Source organism: Paenibacillus chungangensis, from assembly GCF_042675905.1.
GTDB lineage: Bacteria > Bacillota > Bacilli > Paenibacillales > Paenibacillaceae > Pristimantibacillus > Pristimantibacillus chungangensis.
Genome location: NZ_JBHTJZ010000070.1, coordinates 1 through 19,691, shown reverse-complemented (window position 1 = coordinate 19,691; position 19,691 = coordinate 1). Strand labels below are relative to the sequence as shown.

General features: G+C 53.0%; 23 protein-coding genes. 4 read left to right on the top strand and 19 right to left on the bottom strand.

Going from position 1 to position 19,691, the window contains the following annotated elements:
* Positions 1-58: 58 nt before the first annotated feature.
* The 15 genes from ACFQ2I_RS21955 to ACFQ2I_RS21885 form a co-directional block, all read right to left on the bottom strand.
* On the bottom strand, positions 59-331 hold the full coding sequence (locus ACFQ2I_RS21955) for a transcriptional regulator (protein WP_377568106.1): 273 nt from the start codon (positions 329-331) through the stop codon (positions 59-61).
* Entirely contained in the window at positions 316-681 is a 366-nt protein-coding gene (locus ACFQ2I_RS21950; protein WP_377568104.1) for a DUF5345 family protein, read from the bottom strand. Before ACFQ2I_RS21950 ends, ACFQ2I_RS21955 begins: the two co-directional genes overlap by 16 nt.
* Entirely contained in the window at positions 674-1,183 is a 510-nt protein-coding gene (gene sigY, locus ACFQ2I_RS21945) for an RNA polymerase sigma factor SigY (protein WP_377568102.1), read from the bottom strand. The genes ACFQ2I_RS21950 and sigY overlap by 8 nt, the downstream gene beginning before the upstream one ends.
* A gap of 363 nt (positions 1,184-1,546) precedes the next feature.
* Positions 1,547-3,139 (bottom strand): PH domain-containing protein, encoded by a 1,593-nt coding sequence (locus tag ACFQ2I_RS21940; protein ID WP_377568100.1) that lies wholly within the window; start codon positions 3,137-3,139, stop codon positions 1,547-1,549.
* Positions 3,132-3,611, bottom strand: a complete 480-nt coding sequence (locus tag ACFQ2I_RS21935) for a PH domain-containing protein (protein ID WP_377568098.1) — start codon at positions 3,609-3,611, stop codon at positions 3,132-3,134. Before ACFQ2I_RS21935 ends, ACFQ2I_RS21940 begins: the two co-directional genes overlap by 8 nt.
* 85 nt (positions 3,612-3,696) lie before the next feature.
* Entirely contained in the window at positions 3,697-4,200 is a 504-nt protein-coding gene (locus ACFQ2I_RS21930) for a hypothetical protein (RefSeq protein ID WP_377568096.1), read from the bottom strand.
* Positions 4,201-4,235: 35 nt separating this feature from the next.
* Positions 4,236-4,661 (bottom strand): hypothetical protein, encoded by a 426-nt coding sequence (locus ACFQ2I_RS21925; protein WP_377568094.1) that lies wholly within the window; start codon positions 4,659-4,661, stop codon positions 4,236-4,238.
* A complete protein-coding gene (locus tag ACFQ2I_RS21920) occupies positions 4,658-4,804 on the bottom strand; it encodes a hypothetical protein (protein WP_377568092.1) in 147 nt (48 codons plus the stop codon). The genes ACFQ2I_RS21925 and ACFQ2I_RS21920 overlap by 4 nt, the downstream gene beginning before the upstream one ends.
* A gap of 33 nt (positions 4,805-4,837) precedes the next feature.
* Positions 4,838-4,987, bottom strand: coding sequence for a hypothetical protein (locus tag ACFQ2I_RS21915; RefSeq protein WP_377568090.1), 150 nt, complete (start codon positions 4,985-4,987; stop codon positions 4,838-4,840).
* 38 nt (positions 4,988-5,025) lie between these two features.
* Positions 5,026-5,913, bottom strand: coding sequence for a hypothetical protein (locus tag ACFQ2I_RS21910; protein WP_377568088.1), 888 nt, complete (start codon positions 5,911-5,913; stop codon positions 5,026-5,028).
* Between the two features lie 20 nt (positions 5,914-5,933).
* The gene (locus tag ACFQ2I_RS21905; RefSeq protein ID WP_377568086.1) at positions 5,934-6,869 is read right to left on the bottom strand and encodes a type II secretion system F family protein; all 936 of its coding nucleotides are present in this window, start codon (positions 6,867-6,869) and stop codon (positions 5,934-5,936) included.
* On the bottom strand, positions 6,866-8,242 hold the full coding sequence (locus ACFQ2I_RS21900; protein ID WP_377568084.1) for an ATPase, T2SS/T4P/T4SS family: 1,377 nt from the start codon (positions 8,240-8,242) through the stop codon (positions 6,866-6,868). The genes ACFQ2I_RS21905 and ACFQ2I_RS21900 overlap by 4 nt, the downstream gene beginning before the upstream one ends.
* Positions 8,226-9,098 (bottom strand): hypothetical protein, encoded by an 873-nt coding sequence (locus ACFQ2I_RS21895; protein WP_377568082.1) that lies wholly within the window; start codon positions 9,096-9,098, stop codon positions 8,226-8,228. Before ACFQ2I_RS21895 ends, ACFQ2I_RS21900 begins: the two co-directional genes overlap by 17 nt.
* A complete protein-coding gene (locus ACFQ2I_RS21890) occupies positions 9,095-9,829 on the bottom strand; it encodes a flagellar biosynthesis protein FlgA (RefSeq protein WP_377568080.1) in 735 nt (244 codons plus the stop codon). The genes ACFQ2I_RS21895 and ACFQ2I_RS21890 overlap by 4 nt, the downstream gene beginning before the upstream one ends.
* Before the next feature lie 174 nt (positions 9,830-10,003).
* A complete protein-coding gene (locus ACFQ2I_RS21885; RefSeq protein WP_377568078.1) occupies positions 10,004-10,897 on the bottom strand; it encodes a helix-turn-helix domain-containing protein in 894 nt (297 codons plus the stop codon).
* A 78-nt stretch (positions 10,898-10,975) separates the two neighbouring features.
* On the opposite strand from ACFQ2I_RS21885, the gene ACFQ2I_RS21880 reads away from it, so the two are divergent.
* Positions 10,976-13,654, top strand: coding sequence for a family 78 glycoside hydrolase catalytic domain (locus ACFQ2I_RS21880; protein WP_377568076.1), 2,679 nt, complete (start codon positions 10,976-10,978; stop codon positions 13,652-13,654).
* Between the two features lie 102 nt (positions 13,655-13,756).
* On the opposite strand, the gene ACFQ2I_RS21875 is transcribed toward ACFQ2I_RS21880, so the two are convergent.
* From ACFQ2I_RS21875 to ACFQ2I_RS21860, 4 genes are all read right to left on the bottom strand, one after another.
* Positions 13,757-14,107: a type II toxin-antitoxin system PemK/MazF family toxin gene (locus tag ACFQ2I_RS21875; protein ID WP_377568074.1), complete on the bottom strand. Its 351-nt coding sequence runs from the start codon at positions 14,105-14,107 to the stop codon at positions 13,757-13,759.
* A gap of 3 nt (positions 14,108-14,110) precedes the next feature.
* Positions 14,111-14,392: a CopG family ribbon-helix-helix protein gene (locus ACFQ2I_RS21870; RefSeq protein ID WP_377568072.1), complete on the bottom strand. Its 282-nt coding sequence runs from the start codon at positions 14,390-14,392 to the stop codon at positions 14,111-14,113.
* 232 nt (positions 14,393-14,624) lie between these two features.
* Positions 14,625-15,800, bottom strand: a complete 1,176-nt coding sequence (gene alr, locus ACFQ2I_RS21865) for an alanine racemase (RefSeq protein WP_377568209.1) — start codon at positions 15,798-15,800, stop codon at positions 14,625-14,627.
* A gap of 144 nt (positions 15,801-15,944) precedes the next feature.
* A complete protein-coding gene (locus ACFQ2I_RS21860) occupies positions 15,945-17,147 on the bottom strand; it encodes a DUF4367 domain-containing protein (protein ID WP_377568070.1) in 1,203 nt (400 codons plus the stop codon).
* 268 nt (positions 17,148-17,415) lie between these two features.
* Here ACFQ2I_RS21860 and ACFQ2I_RS21855 point away from each other — a divergent pair, with 268 nt between their 5' ends.
* The 3 genes from ACFQ2I_RS21855 (at position 17,416) to ACFQ2I_RS21845 (ending at position 19,581) form a co-directional block, all read left to right on the top strand.
* Positions 17,416-18,090, top strand: coding sequence for a hypothetical protein (locus ACFQ2I_RS21855; RefSeq protein WP_377568068.1), 675 nt, complete (start codon positions 17,416-17,418; stop codon positions 18,088-18,090).
* A gap of 210 nt (positions 18,091-18,300) precedes the next feature.
* Positions 18,301-19,137: a lipoate--protein ligase family protein gene (locus ACFQ2I_RS21850; RefSeq protein ID WP_377568066.1), complete on the top strand. Its 837-nt coding sequence runs from the start codon at positions 18,301-18,303 to the stop codon at positions 19,135-19,137.
* Between the two features lie 219 nt (positions 19,138-19,356).
* Complete coding sequence (locus ACFQ2I_RS21845) at positions 19,357-19,581, top strand: PspC domain-containing protein (protein ID WP_377568064.1); 225 nt, start codon at positions 19,357-19,359, stop codon at positions 19,579-19,581.
* Positions 19,582-19,691: the final 110 nt, after the last annotated feature.

Below are 19,691 nucleotides of genomic sequence, written 5' to 3'. Positions count from 1 at the left end.
CACCTTCATCCAGAATTCCTCATATTCCCAATCATTATTGTCTTCGTTTCAGCCTAATCTAGCGTTTCCCATTCTCCCCATCGCTGTCCTTTTCGCTCTGTCTGCCGCCATTGCTTGAACCGTTTCTTTTTCCTCGCTTCAACAGCCCCCTTCTGACGATCAGCCAATAGCAGATCAGCGGCAGGGGACATTGAATGAGTCCCCAGATCCCCCAGAACCAGGGCATGCTGTTACGCTTGCGCGCATCCAGAAACAGCCAAGTGGATTGTATAATCAGCAGAAGCGCGATTGCCGCCCAGAAGAGAGGGGATTGCTTCAGCTGCTCTTCCATTCGCTGCTCCCCTTCCGTCTGCGATGCATAATCCCCAAGAACAAAATACCACCCCAGCCTGCGGCAATCTGCAGCGTAACAAACCATATGACATCTTGCTTCGACAGCCAACCCACACCACCCAGCAGCAGCAGCGCTGTCAACCAGAACAGTAATAGCTCCTTCCACTGCTTTCGGCGCAAGGAAGATTTATGCTCGCCAATGAACGACTCCAGCTCCATAATCGAGGGAGCTTCTGCTTCCGCTTCGAACGACTTGTCGAACCTCTGAAGCTCTCCCTTCACATGCCGCTGAAACCACAGTTGGTCATCTCTCTCCTCAGCGCCTTTCGCACCCTTATCGTTACTCATCGTCCGCAAGCTCCTTTCTTAACTGCTTCAATCCGGTGTGAAGCCTTGACTTAACCGTCCCCGTCGGCACTTCCAGCATATCGGCAATTTCCTCTTGCGAATAACCGTAATAATATTTGAGCAGCACCGGCATCCGAATCCGTTCCTCCAGCTGCCCCAGCGCCTGCAGCGCTTCCGGCCAGTCGCCCATGCGCTGCATCGACTCGTACCTCAGCTTGCGAAGCGCTTGCTGCTCCTCTTGCATCCACCTTCGCTCCCGCTCGATCCGCCTGGATCGGTCAATGACCAATCGAGATGCAATTGCAATTAGCCAGGTCGAGAATTTCGACTGCGCCTGGAAGCTGCCAATCCGTTCGATCGCCTTCAATAGCGTCTCCTGGGTCAAATCTTGTGCCCGCTCCTTATCCATCGTCAGCTTGAGCGCATAATGATAGAGAAAGGAATAATTACGCTGCACTAACTCTGCGAGCGATCGTTGCTGGCCGCGCTTGGCTTCTCGCACCAGAACGGCTTCTTCTTGCGCAAGCTTACATTCATCCTGAATGGGTGGCCCTCCTCCTTGCTAATGCTTCATCTGACAATCTGACAATATGACGCTCAACCTCGTCATTTCGTTCATCGGCTATAAAATTTTTCTGTTTCCACTGATTTTTCATTGCTATATCTTATTCAAGCGTAAACAACTAATCGCCGTCCGTTGACGACATTAGCTTACAGTCGGCTCTGCAACCATGGTCACATCGTTTACCGCTCTCCATATGCTCATTTTCTTAATTCCAACCGAGGTATCATGCCCTACAGTCTGTACAAAAAAAACTCTGGCAACTCGCTCGCGTAACTTGCGATTGTTGCCAGAGCCCAATGGTTATTTTATTCCTGCTCGTTGCCTGCTATACCAGCGCCAAACCGGCTCCACATCTTTCTGGTTCAAGCAAGCGACACTATACCCAAGCGAGCTGCCAAGCGCGTGCACGGACAAGGAAATGACGCCCTTGCGCCTTTGCCCCCTCGTTCGTTTCACTTTCATCACAACGATGCGCGGGCGCCGGATAAAAAAAGTGGTACGGTTAATGAATCGTCGACGCAACGTCAGCTGACCATCCTTCAGCAGCATGCCGGCTGCGCGATGACAGCATACTCTCCACCATGCGACCAGCGGCAAGAGCAACAACGACCAGACGGCGGGCCAGCCAAAATAAATGATACTCCCCGTACATGCTGCAACTGCGAGCAGCAGCGGAAATCGCATATAATAGATGAGCGATCCGCGCGGAGCAATTGTCATACCGTCCAACTCGGGAAGCGTCATTTCCGGTAAAAATTGCTTCAGAAGCTCTGCCACTTCCTTCTTCTTCATAAAAGGGTGTAGCATGAGCCGCTCCTCGTTGTTGGAGGAGACGATCTGCAGCTTGACCTCCGTGTAGCCGAACGGCTGGCGTACAAGCCCCTCGTCAAGGATAATCGCCTGCACCTTCTTCGGCTCAAATTGATACGTCTTCTTCTCCAGCAATCCGTAGGAAATCGATAGTCTTTCACCTGTTTTCTTCACCGTAAATCCGCTGTACTTGATGATGTAGAGCGCGAGCGACAGCAACCATGCGAAACCGATAATCATGATGGTAACCATTACTATCAACAGCGTACTCGGCATTAGCGATACGGTATCCTCCAGCGCATTCTCGAAGAAATGTTCGGGCAGCAGCAGCTCCAGAAAATCATCCGCGAATGAAAACAAGCCCCCGACAAACGCCGCTACCAGTCCAATATTAAAAGATGTCGCCGCCGCCCCCAGCAGCTGTCCCGCATCCAAGCGCAGCATCGCTTCCCTCGCAACAGGAAGATCACAATCAGCCGATTGACGGGAATGATCCGCAGGTAAGGCTCTGTCGAAAGCTGCGGCATCAGATGCTAAGGGCACGGCGCCCTCAGCTTGCTGCTCCTGAGTATTGGCGATAACAGCATGTCCGGCGTTATTCCTATCCTGAATGGGCTGACCTTCATGCGCGGCATCCACTTGTCCCCTCAGCAATTGCTGAATGCTTGCGGCATCTTGCTTGGACAACACATGGAGGATGCCATCCGAAGTTTTGCTGCCGCCTGGCGTTTCGATTTTCAGTTGGGCTACGCCGAGTAGTCGGTGGAATAGAGGCTGTTCGACGTTGACGGAATGAATGCGGCTGTAATAGATCGTCTTCTCGTCGCGGAACAGCATCCCGCTGCGAATAATGATGCGATCGCTCTCCAGCCAATAGCCGAACCTTCGCCAGTTCAAATAGCTAAGTACTAGAATAAGCGCAACAACTCCGGACACGCCCGCAATCCAATACCACCTCAGCAGCTCGGACCAGTCCGGTCCCCGCAGCAGTGCGATGACGATGACGGGCAGGAATCCGCGTAATACGCTCAATAACCCATGCAGCACATAAATGGGATGAAGCATTCTCCGCTGCTCATTCATCCTCGTCATCCACCTTCGCAAGCACGCCGATGCGTCGTTTCAACGCTTCCGCATCCTCTCGCTTCAAGCCGCTAATCTCATGAGTCGTCGCAGCCGTCACAACCTTTACGCTTGCCAGCCTGTATTTCCGCATTAACGGCCCGCTTCCGAGCTCTACGTGCTGAATCCGGACCATCGGCACAAGCACATTGCTGATGAATAGGATACCGGATTCGATTTCCAGCTCTTCTTCGAACAGTTCATATCTGAATCTCGCATACTTCACCTTCGGGACAATCCATGTGAATACGATTAGAGATACAGCCAGCAGCGGCAAGCATATCCATACCGGCATTAGCGTCCAATCTAACAGCAAAGCTGCGATCAGATAGCCGATAATAAGTAGAAAAAAGATGCCGTTGGAAATTAGTTCCGCGATCCGATACACCTTCATATAATCGTGGTGAAGCCTCTTCGTTAGTTCGCGATTCATCGCCTTTTTCTCCTCCCGTTCTATCCCCCCCTCTTATTACATCAATTATCCTATTCGTCGTCAACCTTCAGCGATTACTGCCCGTTCACGAGCCATCCTGCACGATTCGGTCGACGAGTTCTGCGGCACCTCGAATATGCCAGATGCGATCGTCAATGACCGCAAAACGTCTGGGATGTGCAATTCGTACGATCATCACAACCCCAGGCCGCTGCAGCGTCACTTCAAAATCGTATGCTTCATTGCGATAATGATAGGGGAAGCTCTCCTCCGCATTGACGATATCCAGCGCCACTACCTCCACCGGATGACGTAGCGGGGAGTGCGGCAACGGCACACCCTGTTCGTCCAGCGCTAAATTGTTCCGCAAATAAAGCGATGCGGAGGAGCGCGCTTCACTCTCATTGATGCGCAACACTCCTTCGGCAAGAGCCGTCCGGTCCAGCTGCTGCGCTGCGGCATGAGCCGCCCGGTTGACTGCCCGCTTGCTCTGGTACATCGTCTTCATCGCCAGTTCTTCCTCGACCTGCATCAATTGCGCAGTAAGCCATATCGTCATCATGCCCATCATTATAATCAGCTTGTACATCTTCCGCCCCTCCCGGCTCCGCCTGCCCCTTCCTTTCAAGGAACATATTCGCTCATCTTCATCCCGAATGCGCTCATTCGGGCATCAGCCGGTATCGGCGTCAAGCCGATCAGGGAATCGATCAGGAACATATTCTCGTAAGGATAACTAATTCGAAGAGATATACCGATTCCTCTCGGTACTGGCGCAGCAGCAATCGTCGGATCGACGCCGCTCGTCGTATTGTATTCGTAGCGCAGCTCCGTCCTTTGCAGTCCAAGCCCCTCAAGACGATCCATCGATTGCTGCTGCATCTCTCCGCTAATATAGCCATATGTGCCGCTTGCTCCCACCTCCAGCAAATAATCTACTTCCTGCTGTAGAACGGCTCCCCGAATAATCGCGACATGTCTGTAGATCGGTGAGAACATGATCCAGCACAGCATGCCTGCGAATAGAATGAATACCAATATTTGTCTCATGGATTAGTTCCCCTAATATACTCACCCATCGCATCTCCCGACTTGTGAAGCTGCCGCTTCATGCCTTCGTCGCCTTCCACAACAGCCGTGAACACGATGACAACCGTAATAATCAGCAGCAATGAGATCAATAATGAACGCATGCTAGCGGCATCTCCCTTCCCATTCCATTCGCTCTAGGGCAATAACTGGCTAATTCGCGTATTAGCGGAGTTGCCCTGCGACTGCACCTGCGCTCTGGTACCTGTCGAGTCCTCTGCAATAATCGTATTGAACAAGAGAATTACGACGACCAGCAACATGACTGTCATCAGAATATTGCGCATGCCTTCACCTCCTCTCGCCGAGAAGCTCCGATTCATCCTTATTCAAGAGATTGAAACAGCTTCTGCGACTCCATAATCCACGGATAAATAAATACTTGAAACGTATACAAGATAGGAACACCGGCTATGACGAAGAGCACATAGGATGTCGATTCCTTGCGGCTTTCCTTGGCCAGCTCCAGCTTATCCTTGTAATCGCCGATCCGCACCCGCAGCAACTGGTAGTATTGGCTGCTCTCGTGCTGCCTCAGCGCGTCCAACGTCTCCACGAAGCTCATGCCGTCATCCGTGCCGAGCCTGTGCTTGAATCGCTGCAGCGCCTCCGCGGGATCGTGATACCATTCCGCCAGCAGCCGTTCCATGTCTTCCTTCATTAGCTTCGTGAAGGGCAGGCAACGCACCAGCTTCGTATGCAGATGAAGGGAGGAATCCGAGAAGTAGAGCAGTTGATTGCTCACCGCATAGATCTCCTTCGTCATCTGCAAGGCTCGCAGCTTGCGGATGCTGCGGAGCCAAGGGATATCGGCAGCGAGCAGCACGGAAGCCAGCAATGGCAGGCCTATCATAAGCTGCGCTTGAAGCGACAGCGAGAGCCCCTGCCACAGCAAGCCAATAGCTGCCAAGCCGAGACATGCCAGCATCCCGATACGGCGCCCCAGCATGTACCAGCCGGCATCCGCCGTGAAGCCGCAGCCTGCGAGCAGCACCTCCCGCTCCTGGAAGGACGAGCTGCTTCTGTCTAGACGCAATCTTTCCAGCCATGCAATCGGCGGTGGATGGGCACGCCATTGCAAGAAGGCGATCCGCTTCCACCTTGCTTGGCGGACAGGAATGAGTCGAAGCAGTGTATACAAGCCGATTGTTGCGAACAAGAATTGTCCCGCCACAGCGGCGAATTCGGTCAATTGCTCTATCCAAGCATGCATATTAGCAACTCCTCTCCTCTCTACAACTTCTTACGCGAAAGCCACAAGCCCATTAGGAAGGAGCCGAAGATGAGCAGCAGCGCATTAAGCAGCATATCGCGCCCTCCGGGATCCATCAGATAATAGTAGTAGGCGTTCTCACGATTGAAGCGAATATTGATGCAGATGAACAGCGCCAGGAATAGCAGCGGAGTAAAATTGGCGATTCTGATCTCTAGCAGCCTGTGCCGCTCCTGCTCTCCCGCCCGTCGGGACTTGCGCATATCGTGAATGAGCTCTCTGAGGCTGTCTGATACGGGAACGCCCTCCACAAGTGCGATGCGCAATATATTAACGAAGTAGTCGGCCCACACGTGGCCGAGCGATGCAGCCATCAACTTCAAGCTGGCCTCATCATCGCCCCGCACAGACAGATTGCGATACAACTGCTCGAACACGGCCCCCATCGGTCCCAGCAGTCGTCTCTCTTCCACTGTACGCTGAAGCGCAATGCGAACTTGTCGCTCTCCTGTTACCAGATAACATTGGTAGAACAGCTCCACCGCTGGCAGGAAGTCCATCTGGGCGCCCATGCGGCGGTGGATAAGCAGCGCGCGCAGACTAACGTATGGCAACAGGCCGATCAGCAAGCCGAAGAGTAGTGTCCCCTTCACAGTCTGGAAGAACAGCCCGCCTCCCGCTACACCTGCCAGTAGCAGCAGAATGGATAGCCAGATGAACATGTCTGCGCCGAGCTTCAGGCGAAGCATCTCCAGCAGCTCCTCCATATGTCGCCGCAGCCGAATATACAGATTGAACCTGTCCTGCAGCAGCGCGCGCCAGCTGTATGGCGATATGTATGTCAAGCGGCTTCTGAGCTGCCGCTTATCCGTCCATAGATGGAACAGATGGTAGAACATGAAGTAAAGCAGCAAATAGAGCAGTGAGGCTCCCGCCACAATCGTCGTCTGGCTCATCGTTCACCTCCACATTCCGAAAGTCGCATGCCCGCTTGCGCACTGGGCTCCTCCGGGAAGGTCCAGCAATCTCGAGTCTCGTCATACAAGGCGAGATTGCGGACTGACACCGCTCCTTCACGCCATTCCAGCTCCCCGATCCGCTGAATGACACGACGGCCGTTATGGAAGCGCATCTCGATTCCGATCTCCGTCACGAATTCCGTGATCCGCTTCACCAATCGCTCCGGGTTCATGCCGCGCCCGTCCAGCATACACATATCTGTAATCGCCTCCGGCACGTCCTCCAATCGATTGGCATGCACGGTAGACATGCTGCCCGTATGACCGCGCGTGCACGCTCTCACGTATATATTGGCGTCATCGTCCCGTATCTCCGCATGAATGATTCGCTGCGGAGATTGTCTGAGCGCCAGCTTGAACGCCTGTTCGGGTCCGTGGCCGCCTCCCTCCTCTTCAATCTCATATTCGATGATGTTCCGGTCCGGGAAGTCACGGCCCAGCATCATCTCGAATCTGCCTTCGATCGTCACGATCCTCTCCTCCGCCGGCAGCTCCGCAATTAGCGCCTTCATCAGATTCGTCTTGCCGGAATTCGTTGCACCGATGATGATCAAGTTGAATCTCGCTCGCAGCACCGCCAGCAGCAGCGATGACATACGTTCGTCGAGCGTGCGGTAAGCTGGCTTGCAGAGCGCCTGAAGGCTGAAGGTGCGGACGGTATAGAAGCGAATCGTAAGCGTAGGCTTGGATGTGAACCCGAAGCCTGTCATCGTGACGCGCGATCCGTCGCGCAGCATCACTTCCGCCCATCGCTTGCGCGAATTGATCCGGTCATTGTTGTACAGCACCAGATTCTGTTGAATCCGTTCCACGTCACGCATGCTGTCGAATGCATAGGCGGACAATACCGTCCTGCCGTGACGTACCTCGTAGATCCGCTCTCCGACGACTTGAATCTCCTCCAGCCCTTCCCGCTCCGCCAGTACCAGCTCCAGCACATTCAGTCCGACCACCTCCGCGAACAACGCTTCCGCAAGAGTGGCGAACGGATGCCGCCAGCCGCCATTCCCGTGAATCCGCAGCCTGATCAACCGGTCTTCGATAACCGCGAGCACCTGCTGCCTCTCTTGCGGGAAGCCCAGCACCGCCCGGTTCAGAAGCTCGCTGTACTTGCGTCGTTCCTCATCTGTCAAGCCGCGCGGCGCGCTCAAGTACGCCCTTATGTCATCCGCCAGCTTCTCGAAGTCGTCACCGCCAGAGGCGTAATCTGTATCCCCAGACTTCCGTGCGAAGGCATCCTCTTGAACCGGAGCCGAATTCATCCGCGCGGCGAATTCCGAAGGAGAGAACCGGCTAACTCCGCCCTTCATAAGAGCTCATCCCCCTTCTTAGGACCGGAAGCCCGCGATACCATGGCTGTCGCAGAATGTCCGCTTCGTGCTGCTCCAGGGCATAACGTTCGATAAGCGTCCTCGCTACCCCCGTCATCGCCTTCTTCCCAATGGTGTCAGTCGCAAGCCATCTGTCATAGGAGCCCTCGTCCAGACTGGCGTAGAGGGATTCAGCCAACTGGAAGCGAGCCAGTGGCGCAATGCCAAGCTCTTGGCTGATATGGCGAATCCCGTATGCGCTCTTCCTCCGGTGTGGCTGTACGACTACGCATTCATAATGGTCTCGCGGTACATGGAACATTGGCGATACTTGCCCGATCCATCTTCTCCCGTCCTCCTGAAAGTGTGACAACGCAGGTGTCGTTACCAGGATGCGGGAGGTCGCGCTTCGCATGGCGCATACAGTAGCGGCATTATCCCAATAAGCGCCGACATCGAGCACGACAAAGGAGAAGGCTTGCTCAGCAGCCTGCAACAGCTGCTCGATCTCCTCCACCGTGAAAAATTCTGCTTGCTCACGGTTCAGGCTTCCGAAGAGAATGTGCAAGTTCGGCCTCTGCCTCAGCGCGCAGCTCGCGCCCATCAACATGCCGGGCGTCAGTGCGGCGGATCGCAGCTCCGGCTGAAGCTGATCCAATGTCGCGTGCGGCTCGTCGATTCCCAGATAACGGTGCAGCTTAGCGCTCTTCAGATGGAGGCACAAGTAACCGACTGTTCCCGAGCATCTCTCCGCCACTCGATAAGCCGTGGCAAATGCAGCGACGGTCGTCCCGATATTGGGAGTTGTTCCGATAAAAGCCGTGACGGCTGATCCATTTCTACCACGTGTGCTCATTGCTCGCCATCGCTCCTCTCGTCGATAGCATGGAAGCGATTGAACGATTCAGGACTGTAAGCGACCACCAGCTTGGTCGCACCTCCCGTGCACAGTTCGTCTATCGTTAACCACTGCTGCTCGGTCAGATTCAGATTCAAGTACTCAATCATCGCGTTCGCCTCCCTTCTCGCCGCATACATGCCGTCCATATTACCCTCCGCCATTGACAGCAGATGGGACTTCTCCGGGCTGTCCACTTCCATATTGCCTGAGCTCTTCACCGAAGCGACGACGACCGTCTCCCGGAACACTCTGCCCGATACCCCTTCCTCGCCGGATGCATATATAGCGACCCGATCCCCGGCCCGAATTCCATTGGATATCGATCGGATATATTCTCTTGGAATCTGGAATGTAGATTCGCTAAGCCGGGGCTGCAAATTGTGATAATTAAGCTTCCAGTCCAGCATAGGTTCGCCTAGACCAAGCGGCATCACTGTCTCCATGCCAAGCGCTTCCACGGCCTCCGTCACCATCTCCGGGGTATACGCGCTATAAGGCAGCTGCACAGTCCCCAGATCCTCTTCCTTAATCACTTCTCCCGCAGCAATGAACCGGCCCGGCACGATCACCGTTACAGTATCTTGCCTCTGCATTTGCAGCCTTTGCAGCTGATATAACCCGTACACAAGCGTTGCCGACAATACGGCTGCCGTCAGGCTGATCCACATATTCCGCTTATTGCCCATTCTCTCCACCCTCATTTCTCTCAGAATATAAAAAAAGAACGCAAACGGCTGCCTATAGCAGACCTGTTTGCGTTCTTCGCATCACATGCCAAAAATGATATATGTTGTAGTTGGACTTATCATAACAAATGTCAATGAATGATGTCCATCCCTTTTCCTGCAAAAAATGATAATTCACTTCCCTTTGCGATATTGAAGCGGCGTCTGACCCGTTTTCTTCCTGAATAGCTCGTGAAAAAACTTCGTATCTTGATAGCCGACAAGCCGGGCAACCTCCGCCACCGAATACCGGCTCCCCTCCAGCAGCTCGCGACTTCGCTCAATCCGCCGATTCTGTACATATTCGATAAAGCTTTGGCCCGTCTCCCCTTTAAACAACCGCTGTAGATGACTGACGCTGACAGGGATCAGGGATGCGGCATCCCTCAATGTAATGCGTTCCGCATAGCGATCCTCCACATACTGCAGCACCTTGGAGACGTCCGCGCTTACATGCCCGGGACCTTCTTCTCCCTCCGATAGCTCAAGACGGTACAGCACTAGCAGCAATTGCGTCAAATAAGCCAGCATCATCCCCTCTACACCCGCTTGGCCAAGCGCATACTCCCGGTAGGAAGCCGTCATTAGCCTGCGAACATCTCCCGCACAATCCCTATACCGTCGATATGCCGAATTCGTCAATCCCAATGCGTCTGACAGATTGAGAGGAAGCGGATACAAGCGCAGATAGTCCTCTAACGTATCCTTCCCGATCAGAAAGTTGTAGACGACAAGGTCGTCTTTCGCTTCCTTGGAATTCGGCCGGTATACGTGGCTGGCGCCAACCGGCAGCACGAAGATGTCTCCCTGTCTAACGTCCAGCCGGGCATCCCCGATATAATGATGCCCGTTCCCCTCCGCGACATAGTTGATCTCCACGAAATCATGTCTGTGCAGCGGAAGCTCGAACCATTCATGCTCCCTGGTTACGACAAGCTGAAGCTCGCCCCGCCAAAATATTCGCCCTTCCAACAATCGGGGATAACCTTCCATTCCCATCCGCCCCCAACCTACGATGATGCGATTCACCTATAAATATATCATATCCCCCCCTTCTTCGGCTCATCTCTACCCACTATACTGAGACCAAAAGGAGGATGAGCTTATATGTTCAACGTCATTAATCCGCTTGTGAACGGACTGGCTAATCCGCTCGCTATAGATACTTCCGCCCCTCGCTTCACTTGGCAGCTGACGAGCGAACGAAGAGGGGAGACTCCCGGCGCTTGCCGAGTGAAGGTCGCAGATTCTCTACGCTCGCTGCAAGAAGGAAAGCTGCTGTGGGACAGCGGCAGAAGAGATGGCGGCCAGCTTCACATGCGCTATGAAGGCCCGCCGCTTGCGAGCAACAGCAGATACTATTGGCAAGCCTGTGTCTGGAACGAAGAGGAGCAATATGCGGAGATGGCGCCAGACTGGTGGGAGAGCGGCTTGGCAGAGAAGGATTGGCAGGCCCAGTGGATATGGCGAGAGAGCGAAGTAGCCTGCAACGACTTCGCCTACTTCCGTCGTGTCTTCCGAATGGAGCGTCCCGTGACGCGCGCCAAGCTGTATATCTCCGCCCATCATGTCTTCCAGCTTCATGTGAACGGCGAACGCATCGGCGGATACGGCTCTCCGGCGCCCACAAGCATCCCGCACAGCAAGTATTATCTGGCTTACGATGTGAGCGAATCGCTGCGCACCGGCGACAATTGCATCGGCGTCATCGCCCACTACTTGGGAGGCAGCGGGCAGAACTATGTGAACGGCAAGCCGGGCTTGCTGCTGGAACTGCATATCCGCTGCGAGGACGGGTATGAAGAGGTTGTTCGTTCGGATGTCGAATGGCTAACGCTTCGCAGCAGCAGCATGCCCCACACTGCCGGAACGCCTTATCAGCAGAACCGGAGATTGTCGGCTATTGAGCATTACGACGCATCGCGGCTGGAAGAGAACTGGCTGCTCCCAGAGTTCCCCGAGAGCCTGTGCGCACCTGCCATTCTGGCTGATGAAAGTCTGCAGCATTGGAAGCTGCGCTGGCAGCAGCTGCCGGAAGGACGGGAGCATGAACGGATTGTCCCCACGCCGACAGGAGAAGCCCTTCATTCCGCGGATGAAGGGCTTATACAAGTATTCGATACGGGCAAAATCATCTCTGGCTGGCCCGAGATCGCGCTGCCCGGCATAGCCGGAACGACGGTCACGCTACGCTACGCGGAACAACTGGACGACAATGGCCGGGTGCAGCATCGGGTCTGCAACGAGACTTCCTCCCATTACTTCGACCGCTACAAGATGCATGGACGGGGCGGTACGGAAGTATGGGCGCCCGATCTTAGCTACAAGGCTTTCCGGTATATTGAAGTAACAGGCTATCCCCGCTCGCTGCAGGATGGGGAGCTGACCGTATGCTCCGTTCACACCGGTATTGCGGCGACGGGCAGCTTCGCAAGCTCGTCCGCCCATCTGAACAAGCTCTATGAGGCTTGTATCCAGACACAGCGCAACAATATCGTCGGACAAGTCGTCGATTGCCCTCACCGGGAACAAGCGCAATACTTGACGGATACAGACTTGCAGGCGGAGACATTGCTGTACAACTTCGACGCCTATCACATGCTGGACAAGACGCTGCGCGACTTCGCCGACGGTCAGTTAGAGGACGGCTCCTTCCCATTCGTCTATCCGTCCAATTACGAGCATCCCGACTTCTATCTGCAAATACCGGAGTGGGATCTGCACTTCGCCACCCTGCTGTGGAAGCTTTATCAATTCAGCGGCGATCGCGATCTATTGGAGCGCTATTACGAGCCGATGAAGAAGATGCTTGACGCCTACATGACCACCCGTTCTCATGAGACTGGCCTTATCCCCGTCAGCGCAGGATGGCATATAAGCGACTGGCCTTATCCCACTGTGGAGCACGAAGGCGATTATTTGACCGTACAGCAGTTGAAAGCCTGGCAAGCGCTTATCATTACAGCAGATACAGCCCGCATACTGGGGCTTGAAGCGGAGAGCGCAGCTTATACCGAACAGGCGAAGCAATTGCGGGACAGCATACTGGCGAACTTGTACAACGCCGACACGAAGCGGTTGCGCGACAGCTCAGGCTCCGCACAAGCTCATCAAGGTGTCAATGCGCTCGCTCTACACGCTGGCATCCTCCCGTCCGAGGACGAAGCTGATGTGCTCGCTTACATAGCTGGCCGCCCGTGGGAAAGCAAAACTGTTCTGTCCCTGCCGCTGCTGCGTGTTCTATTCGATAATGGAATGCGGGAGTATGCTTACCGCCTCATGACCAAGCCGGAATACCCCGGCTGGGGGTATATGATTGCACAGGGCGCAACGACGATGTGGGAGGGCTGGGACGATATCGAGTCCCATTGCCACGCCTGGAATAGCTATCCCTCCCGCATGCTGCAGGAGTATGTATGCGGGATAAGAAGCAGCTCCACGGGATTCTCATCTGCCGTCTTAGAGCCATATTTCGCAGAAGCGCTTTCGTTCGCCGAGGCGAAGACAAGCACACCAAGAGGCGATATTACGATCAGATGGGATCGTCATGAAGACAATACCTTCACGATCCTGTTGTCATTGCCTTGTTCGATGAATGGCACTCTGCTGCTCGGCGATCTTCCCGGCGCAGGCATGCCGAAGTGGATCGCCGAAGGGAGTGTTCCTCTATCGGTCGATGGCTCCAATTCCTTTTTGCCGTCTGGCATCCTATCCTGCAGCCTGAATAAGGGTGAACTGAGCCTTGTACTGCAGTCGGGCAATTACCGCTTCACGCTGCGCTATTAAGAGAGACCCGGTATGCCCTTGTTGAAAGCGCATTACAAATAAGCGTCAAGAAAACAGCCGCGGAGCGACACATTTCTTGACGCTTATTGCCTTTATATTGCTCTAGAAATCAATTAAGCCGACACTAATTAACAAAGCATCGTCTACTTTACGCATCGTCTCGTCATCAAGATGGGTAATCTTGTCCGTCAGACGCTGCTTATCAATAGTGCGAATCTGTTCCAATAGCACAACGGAATCACGGTCGAAGCCGTGCGCCTCCGCCTCCATCTCCACATGGGTAGGCAGCTTCGCCTTCTGAATTTGCGCTGTAATGGCAGCCACAATGACAGTCGGACTGAATCGGTTGCCTATATCGTTCTGTATGACAAGTACAGGCCTGACACCGCCCTGCTCAGAGCCAACAACCGGTGACAGATCGGCAAAAAACACATCCCCGCGTTTTACGATCAAGCTCTACACCCCGCTTACGAGACGGCCTAATGTATGGTCCGCTTCTTCCTCCGCTTGAAAAGCTTCCGAGGCCATGTTCAGGTTGATTTTTGCCATCTCCATGTACCCGCGCTGCATCGATTCACGAATTTGACGCTTTTTGCGTTCCACCAAATACAGCTTCATGGCTTGTCGAATAAATTCGCTGCGGTTGGAATTTTCCTTGGCCACAATACCGTCGACCTCTTCCAACAGCTGATCGGGCAAGCTAATCATGATCCTTTTCGTGTTATGCATATTGGCCACCGAACTCGCACCTCCAAAACTTTTCCAACACCGTAGTACTCATTATGACGTAAATATGCCTTCTCTATACTTCCTCATATCTATGTCAGACGTATATCAATTATGCTATCATCCCATGAAGACTGTCGGCACACACAGTTATCCTACTCCATTGATTCGTGATGAAGAGAGAATTTCCTTTATTATTCTACAAATTTTCAGCTAGAAAAATATCCCTCATGCGCATATGCATTCACACCAGCGCATTCCGCACGGAAACCTGACTGCCGCCTTCGATATACACGCGCGGCACACGCGCCGCTATCATGCAGATCACTTCATAATTAATCGTTCCGAGCTGATCCGCCAACTCTTCGACTGTAATCATCTCATCACCTTGCCGTCCGATAATGACGACCTCTTCCTCCGTCTTCACAGGATTGTCTGCGCGATTCACGGCATCCAGCGCAATCATGCATTGATCCATGCAGATCGTTCCCAGCACAGGAAGCCGCTTGCCTCGCAGCAGCACATTCGCCTTCCCCGTAAGCATCCGACTGAAGCCGTCAGCATAACCAATGGGCAAAGTACCAATCCACTCCTCGCCGACTGTGACGTAGCGGGTGCCGTAGCTGATGCCCCAGCCGGAAGGCGTCTGCTTCACATGTACCAGCTGCGACTTCAAGGACAATACCGGCTGAAGAGATACGCGTTGCCGATTGACTTCCACAGATGGATAGAGCCCGTACATGCTGATGCCCAGTCGTACCATACCTCCAGCCCACTCCGGCGTATCGATGCCGGCGGCGCTGTTCGCCGCATGCATAATCTGGAGTGGCCAGCCGCGCTGCTTCACCGCTTCCGCCACATCGCGGAACCGTTCATATTGCTGTTGTGTGTAGCTTTTATCCCCTTCATCGGCCTTGGCATAATGCGTGAACATGCCCTCCACACGAAGGTTAGGAGTCCCTATCGATCGCTCGATGAATGCCATTGCCTCCTTGAAGCCGACCACGCCAAGCCGGCCCATCCCGGAATCCAGCTTAATGTGCGCTTTCAGCTTCTTCCCCTCGTGCGGCAGCATCTCTGCGGCTTGTCGGATATCCTCACGGAATAAGCTTATCGTAATATCGTGCTCTCTAGCTGCATTCAGCCCTTCCGCCGGGACGAATCCAAGCACGAGAATAGGCGACTGAATGCCGGCTTCGCGCAGTTTCAGCGCCTCGTCGAGGAAGGCGACGCCGAGATAGTCTACGCCGAAGCGCTCAGCCGCCCCCGCAATTTCAACTAGTCCATGTCCATAGGCATTGGCCTTCACGGAGGCCATTAACTTGCAGCCATTTGGCAATGTCTGACGAACGGCTTGCAGATTATGTCTCAAAGCATCTAGCGAGATCTCTGCCCATGTCGGGCGATAAAACGATTCCAACACCTTCACCTTCTTCTTATATGTTAAACCGTTGGCAGTCCGAGCAGCAATTCGTTATCTTATTCATGTTATACGCTGCTGCCAGGACTGTCAATGAAGAGGCGCTCACAATCGTTCGGTTAGTATTGGCAGATCAGGAAAGTGCTACTTCCCCACTTCTGCCTGAACGGATTCCGCAATTTTCTCCATCTCGCTCTGAGGCAGATTAGCGCTGGTTATTCGGAATTGGCTGCCGTGATAAGTCCACGTTAGCGTCTGCAGTCCGTCGCCGCCTGTCAGCTCACCCAGTGTAAAGCCCAGGTCAACAATCATGCCTTGCATGAACGAAGCGGATTGCTCCTGAGCTTGGGTCTGAATGAGGGTATAACTGTATATACCATCGTATCGCGTCATCTGGCCTGGCTGTTCATTGAATACAATATCCGTCTCATCCAGCACCACAACGCCCTGCGGCGTATAGGAAGGACCCATCACCACGAATTTCTCCACCTTATTCTCAGCGGCTGTATCAGCATTCTCTTCTTCATTATTGGCGTCCGTATCCGCATCTTCATCCTGATCCGCCTCTTCCGCATTCGATTCGGAATCGCTGTCGACAGGACTGTCTTCGCTATTCGTCGTACCGACGCCTTCATCGCCAGGCGCCTTGATGCCGTCCTGATCTTTTTCGTCCGGCACTGTCGTAGTCGGCTCATCGGATTGTTCCGCCGCACTCTCGCTTCTCAGATTCTCATCCGTGTTGAAGAAGCCTTCGTCGAATCGTTGATCGAATTTGAACGTATCGAACTTCACATCCACTTGCACTCTTGCATTCGTATCGCTCACTTCTACTTGCAGCGGGCTTAAATCCGACTTATTCAGCCATATTTTTTGTCTTGCCAGCGACCCGCTATTGTAATTGGCCATCACATCGAATACATAGGCGTCGTCATTCGCAGCGAATTGGCGTGAGCTGTCCGTAATGATGCTTTGCGCCAACGTTTGATACAAGTAGACTTGCCCTTGATTTTGCGGCCATTCGCTTTGGAAGCGGAATACTTTATTCAACTTGGGAGTCAGTACGAATACGCCGTCATCGTTTTTGAGCACAATCTGGGTAATATCCTTCTCCTTGTTCGTTAGCTTGATGCGATAATAGTGCGGTTGTTGGAACGATACATCCACTTCGTACGCTTGCGGCTGCTGCCCATTGTGGAGCGTCATCGTTCCGCTTCCCTGATAGCTCTCCATGCTGTTAACAGATTTGTCCAGATCCTTCACCACGGACTCGGCGTCCTTCGTACCGCAAGCAGACAGTATTAGTGCTACTACTAAAATCATTGCCGCGGTCCATGTCATGCGACGCATGTCATCATCCCCTCTACTTCAATTGTTATTCACTGGCTGATACATATGTATGTGAGAACTTGGACAAATATGCGGACAGGAATGACAAGCTTGCTGCGAAAATTCCGAGTGGAGACATGCAGTCTATGCAGCCATTATCTCCAGCTCAACAGTTTGCAAATTATACAATAAATTAATGGAAAATGTTACAAAAGAACTATTGCGAAATTATAATAAAAGGATATACTTTTGGTAAAATACTATGTACATCTATTGAGGTGGAGAGACATTGAAAAAAAAGACATTTACTGCTGTCATTAGTATGACGATTCTCGCGAGTATGGGAACGGGAGCATATGCGGCAACTAAGCTGCAGGAAATAAAAGCATATCTCAATCCCGACATTAAAGTTCAGGTTGACGGTACCTATGCTGACCTGCGTGATGTGAACGGCAATGCAGTTGCGCCTATCCTGTATCAAGGCGCCAACTACTTTCCAATTCGCGCAATATCCAATTCGCTCGATGTGGCAGTTGATTATGATGAAGTTACAAAAACAATTATACTAGGCGAGAAAGTGGACGGCGTGTCTATTGCAGAAGGCTTCAGAGATATGTATCACACAAAGGATACAGCACAAACAACCTATAAAGGCAAAGACTATAAAGAAGCTTGGTTCGATAATGCATCAGGCAATCGTTCGAGCAGCTTCATGCTTTACCCGAATAAAGAATATCAAACGTTATACCTGCAAATCGCTGCTGTTGGCGGCGATATTACAGATTTGACCATTAAGGACTCTGATCACAATATTATTTTGAAGAGCGTTGAGCGTATTAAACCTGAAGACGGCTTAGTGACTGTTCAAGTCGGAATTGGTGGCGTTAATTCCCTTTACATTAATGGCAGCGTAAAAAGTGGCACCTCCGTGTTCGTTCCATTGACCACTTCCTACTATAAATAAGTTTTACCTATATACGGAGGCTCAACTAGTAGAGGACCTCTCCTGTAAAGGAGAGGTCCTCTTGTTCTGCATGTTCCCATTGCTATTCGCCTCGCTGTCATATATGCACAAAAAGGAGCCATACATTTGTAACTAAATCAGGATCATGATAATCTACTGAAGCATACATGAACGGAATGGACGGCAAGAATTCAGGAAGGAGAGACTGCTATGAACGACGCTTGGCAGAGCATGCTAGTGCTTAATCGAATAAACGACTTCACCTCTACCGATCCGTTGTACGCATTCGCACTGGATGAACTTTTGTGCCGAAGTGCAGGGAAAGGCGGCCCCGCCGTCTGCCATATATGGCGGCATCCAGGAGCATTCATTATGGGGCTTCGCGACAGTCGCATGCCCCATGTGCAGGAGGCTAGGCAATGGCTGGAATCTAGCGGCTGGGCGACCGCTGTGCGTAATTCCGGAGGTGCGGCTGTACCACTGGATGCCGGTGTCGTCAATCTCTCTCTGATTGCACCTAAGACCCACGTACTGGATTACCATTTCCATAACGATTTCGAGGGCATGTTCGCCCTAATCCGAGAAGCGCTCAAGGGAACTGGCCGACAAGTGGACAAAGGGGAGATCACCGGAGCCTATTGCCCTGGCGATTTCGATCTTAGTATTGACGGCTTCAAATTTTGCGGCATTGCGCAGCGCCGGCAGACGCATGCGACCATCGTACAGGCATTCGTCGTAACGGAAGGCTCAGGTAGTGCCCGCGCCGCCTTCGTGCGCCAATTCTACGATATCGCGTCTGGAGGAGACGATACGCTCGGACACCCGCTCGTCTCGGCGGACAGCACTGCCAGTCTGGAGGAGCTCGCGGGGCTCGTACCGCACGGTTCGCATGCATTCGCTCAAGCTGTGCAGCAAGCGCTCGGCGTTGCCCCGCCAACTCCTCATGCTGCCGATGCCGTTCAGCCCTCTGAGCTACAACTGCCTGAGCCCGCGGAAGTGGAGGCCATGGTCGCCACGCTCCGTTCACGTTATACGATTGGACAATAGCGCGATTCTAATAGATGGTGCACCGCCAATCGTTCAACCCGCTCTGATTTCGCACGAATAGTCAGTTTGGGTCGGGAGTATTGGCTGGGCCCCGCCCTCCGTCGCAGCTCCCCCCGACCAAAGACCAGTCCACGCAACCGACCTTCGTCTGTTCCTGGATCACCCTGCAGCTTGTTACAATGGGTTTATCAAAGAGCTGGACGAAAGGACGACTAAACGATGAGAAAACTATTTCGATCAAAAACAGACAGCAAAATTACTGGACTGTGCGGAGGCATCGCGGAATACTTCAACATAGACGCTACAATTATACGGCTGATCGTCGCCATCTCCGCCCTATTCAGCTTCGGAACCACTGTACTCGTCTATTTTATCGCAACGCTGTTCATCCCGAAAGCCGCTTATCCGGAACAACCTCCTTATATGGGACATCATCCTTACTAAGAGGAAATCGGGTAGGAGGCTACCCATTATTTGAGTAGCCGACCTCCCACACCACCGTACGTACCGTTCGGTATACGGCGGTTCCTAAGTTTACGTCAATACAGTCTTAT

Bases quoted from the DNA above. Each gene is read 5' to 3' on its own strand.
- ACFQ2I_RS21920 (WP_377568092.1), bottom strand. From the start codon at position 4,804: ATGCGTTCATTATTGATCTCATTGCTGCTGATTATTACGGTTGTCATC.
- ACFQ2I_RS21900 (WP_377568084.1), bottom strand. From the start codon at position 8,242: ATGAAGGGCGGAGTTAGCCGGTTCTCTCCTTCGGAATTCGCCGCGCGG.
- ACFQ2I_RS21940 (WP_377568100.1), bottom strand. From the start codon at position 3,139: ATGAATGAGCAGCGGAGAATGCTTCATCCCATTTATGTGCTGCATGGG.
- ACFQ2I_RS21955 (WP_377568106.1), bottom strand. From the start codon at position 331: ATGGAAGAGCAGCTGAAGCAATCCCCTCTCTTCTGGGCGGCAATCGCG.
- ACFQ2I_RS21930 (WP_377568096.1), bottom strand. From the start codon at position 4,200: ATGTACAAGCTGATTATAATGATGGGCATGATGACGATATGGCTTACT.
- ACFQ2I_RS21890 (WP_377568080.1), bottom strand. From the start codon at position 9,829: ATGGGCAATAAGCGGAATATGTGGATCAGCCTGACGGCAGCCGTATTG.
- ACFQ2I_RS21935 (WP_377568098.1), bottom strand. From the start codon at position 3,611: ATGAATCGCGAACTAACGAAGAGGCTTCACCACGATTATATGAAGGTG.
- ACFQ2I_RS21845 (WP_377568064.1), top strand. From the start codon at position 19,357: ATGAGAAAACTATTTCGATCAAAAACAGACAGCAAAATTACTGGACTG.
- ACFQ2I_RS21925 (WP_377568094.1), bottom strand. From the start codon at position 4,661: ATGAGACAAATATTGGTATTCATTCTATTCGCAGGCATGCTGTGCTGG.
- ACFQ2I_RS21895 (WP_377568082.1), bottom strand. From the start codon at position 9,098: ATGAGCACACGTGGTAGAAATGGATCAGCCGTCACGGCTTTTATCGGA.
- ACFQ2I_RS21860 (WP_377568070.1), bottom strand. From the start codon at position 17,147: ATGCGTCGCATGACATGGACCGCGGCAATGATTTTAGTAGTAGCACTA.
- ACFQ2I_RS21905 (WP_377568086.1), bottom strand. From the start codon at position 6,869: ATGAGCCAGACGACGATTGTGGCGGGAGCCTCACTGCTCTATTTGCTG.
- ACFQ2I_RS21910 (WP_377568088.1), bottom strand. From the start codon at position 5,913: ATGCATGCTTGGATAGAGCAATTGACCGAATTCGCCGCTGTGGCGGGA.
- ACFQ2I_RS21950 (WP_377568104.1), bottom strand. From the start codon at position 681: ATGAGTAACGATAAGGGTGCGAAAGGCGCTGAGGAGAGAGATGACCAA.
- ACFQ2I_RS21880 (WP_377568076.1), top strand. From the start codon at position 10,976: ATGTTCAACGTCATTAATCCGCTTGTGAACGGACTGGCTAATCCGCTC.
- ACFQ2I_RS21850 (WP_377568066.1), top strand. From the start codon at position 18,301: ATGAACGACGCTTGGCAGAGCATGCTAGTGCTTAATCGAATAAACGAC.
- ACFQ2I_RS21915 (WP_377568090.1), bottom strand. From the start codon at position 4,987: ATGCGCAATATTCTGATGACAGTCATGTTGCTGGTCGTCGTAATTCTC.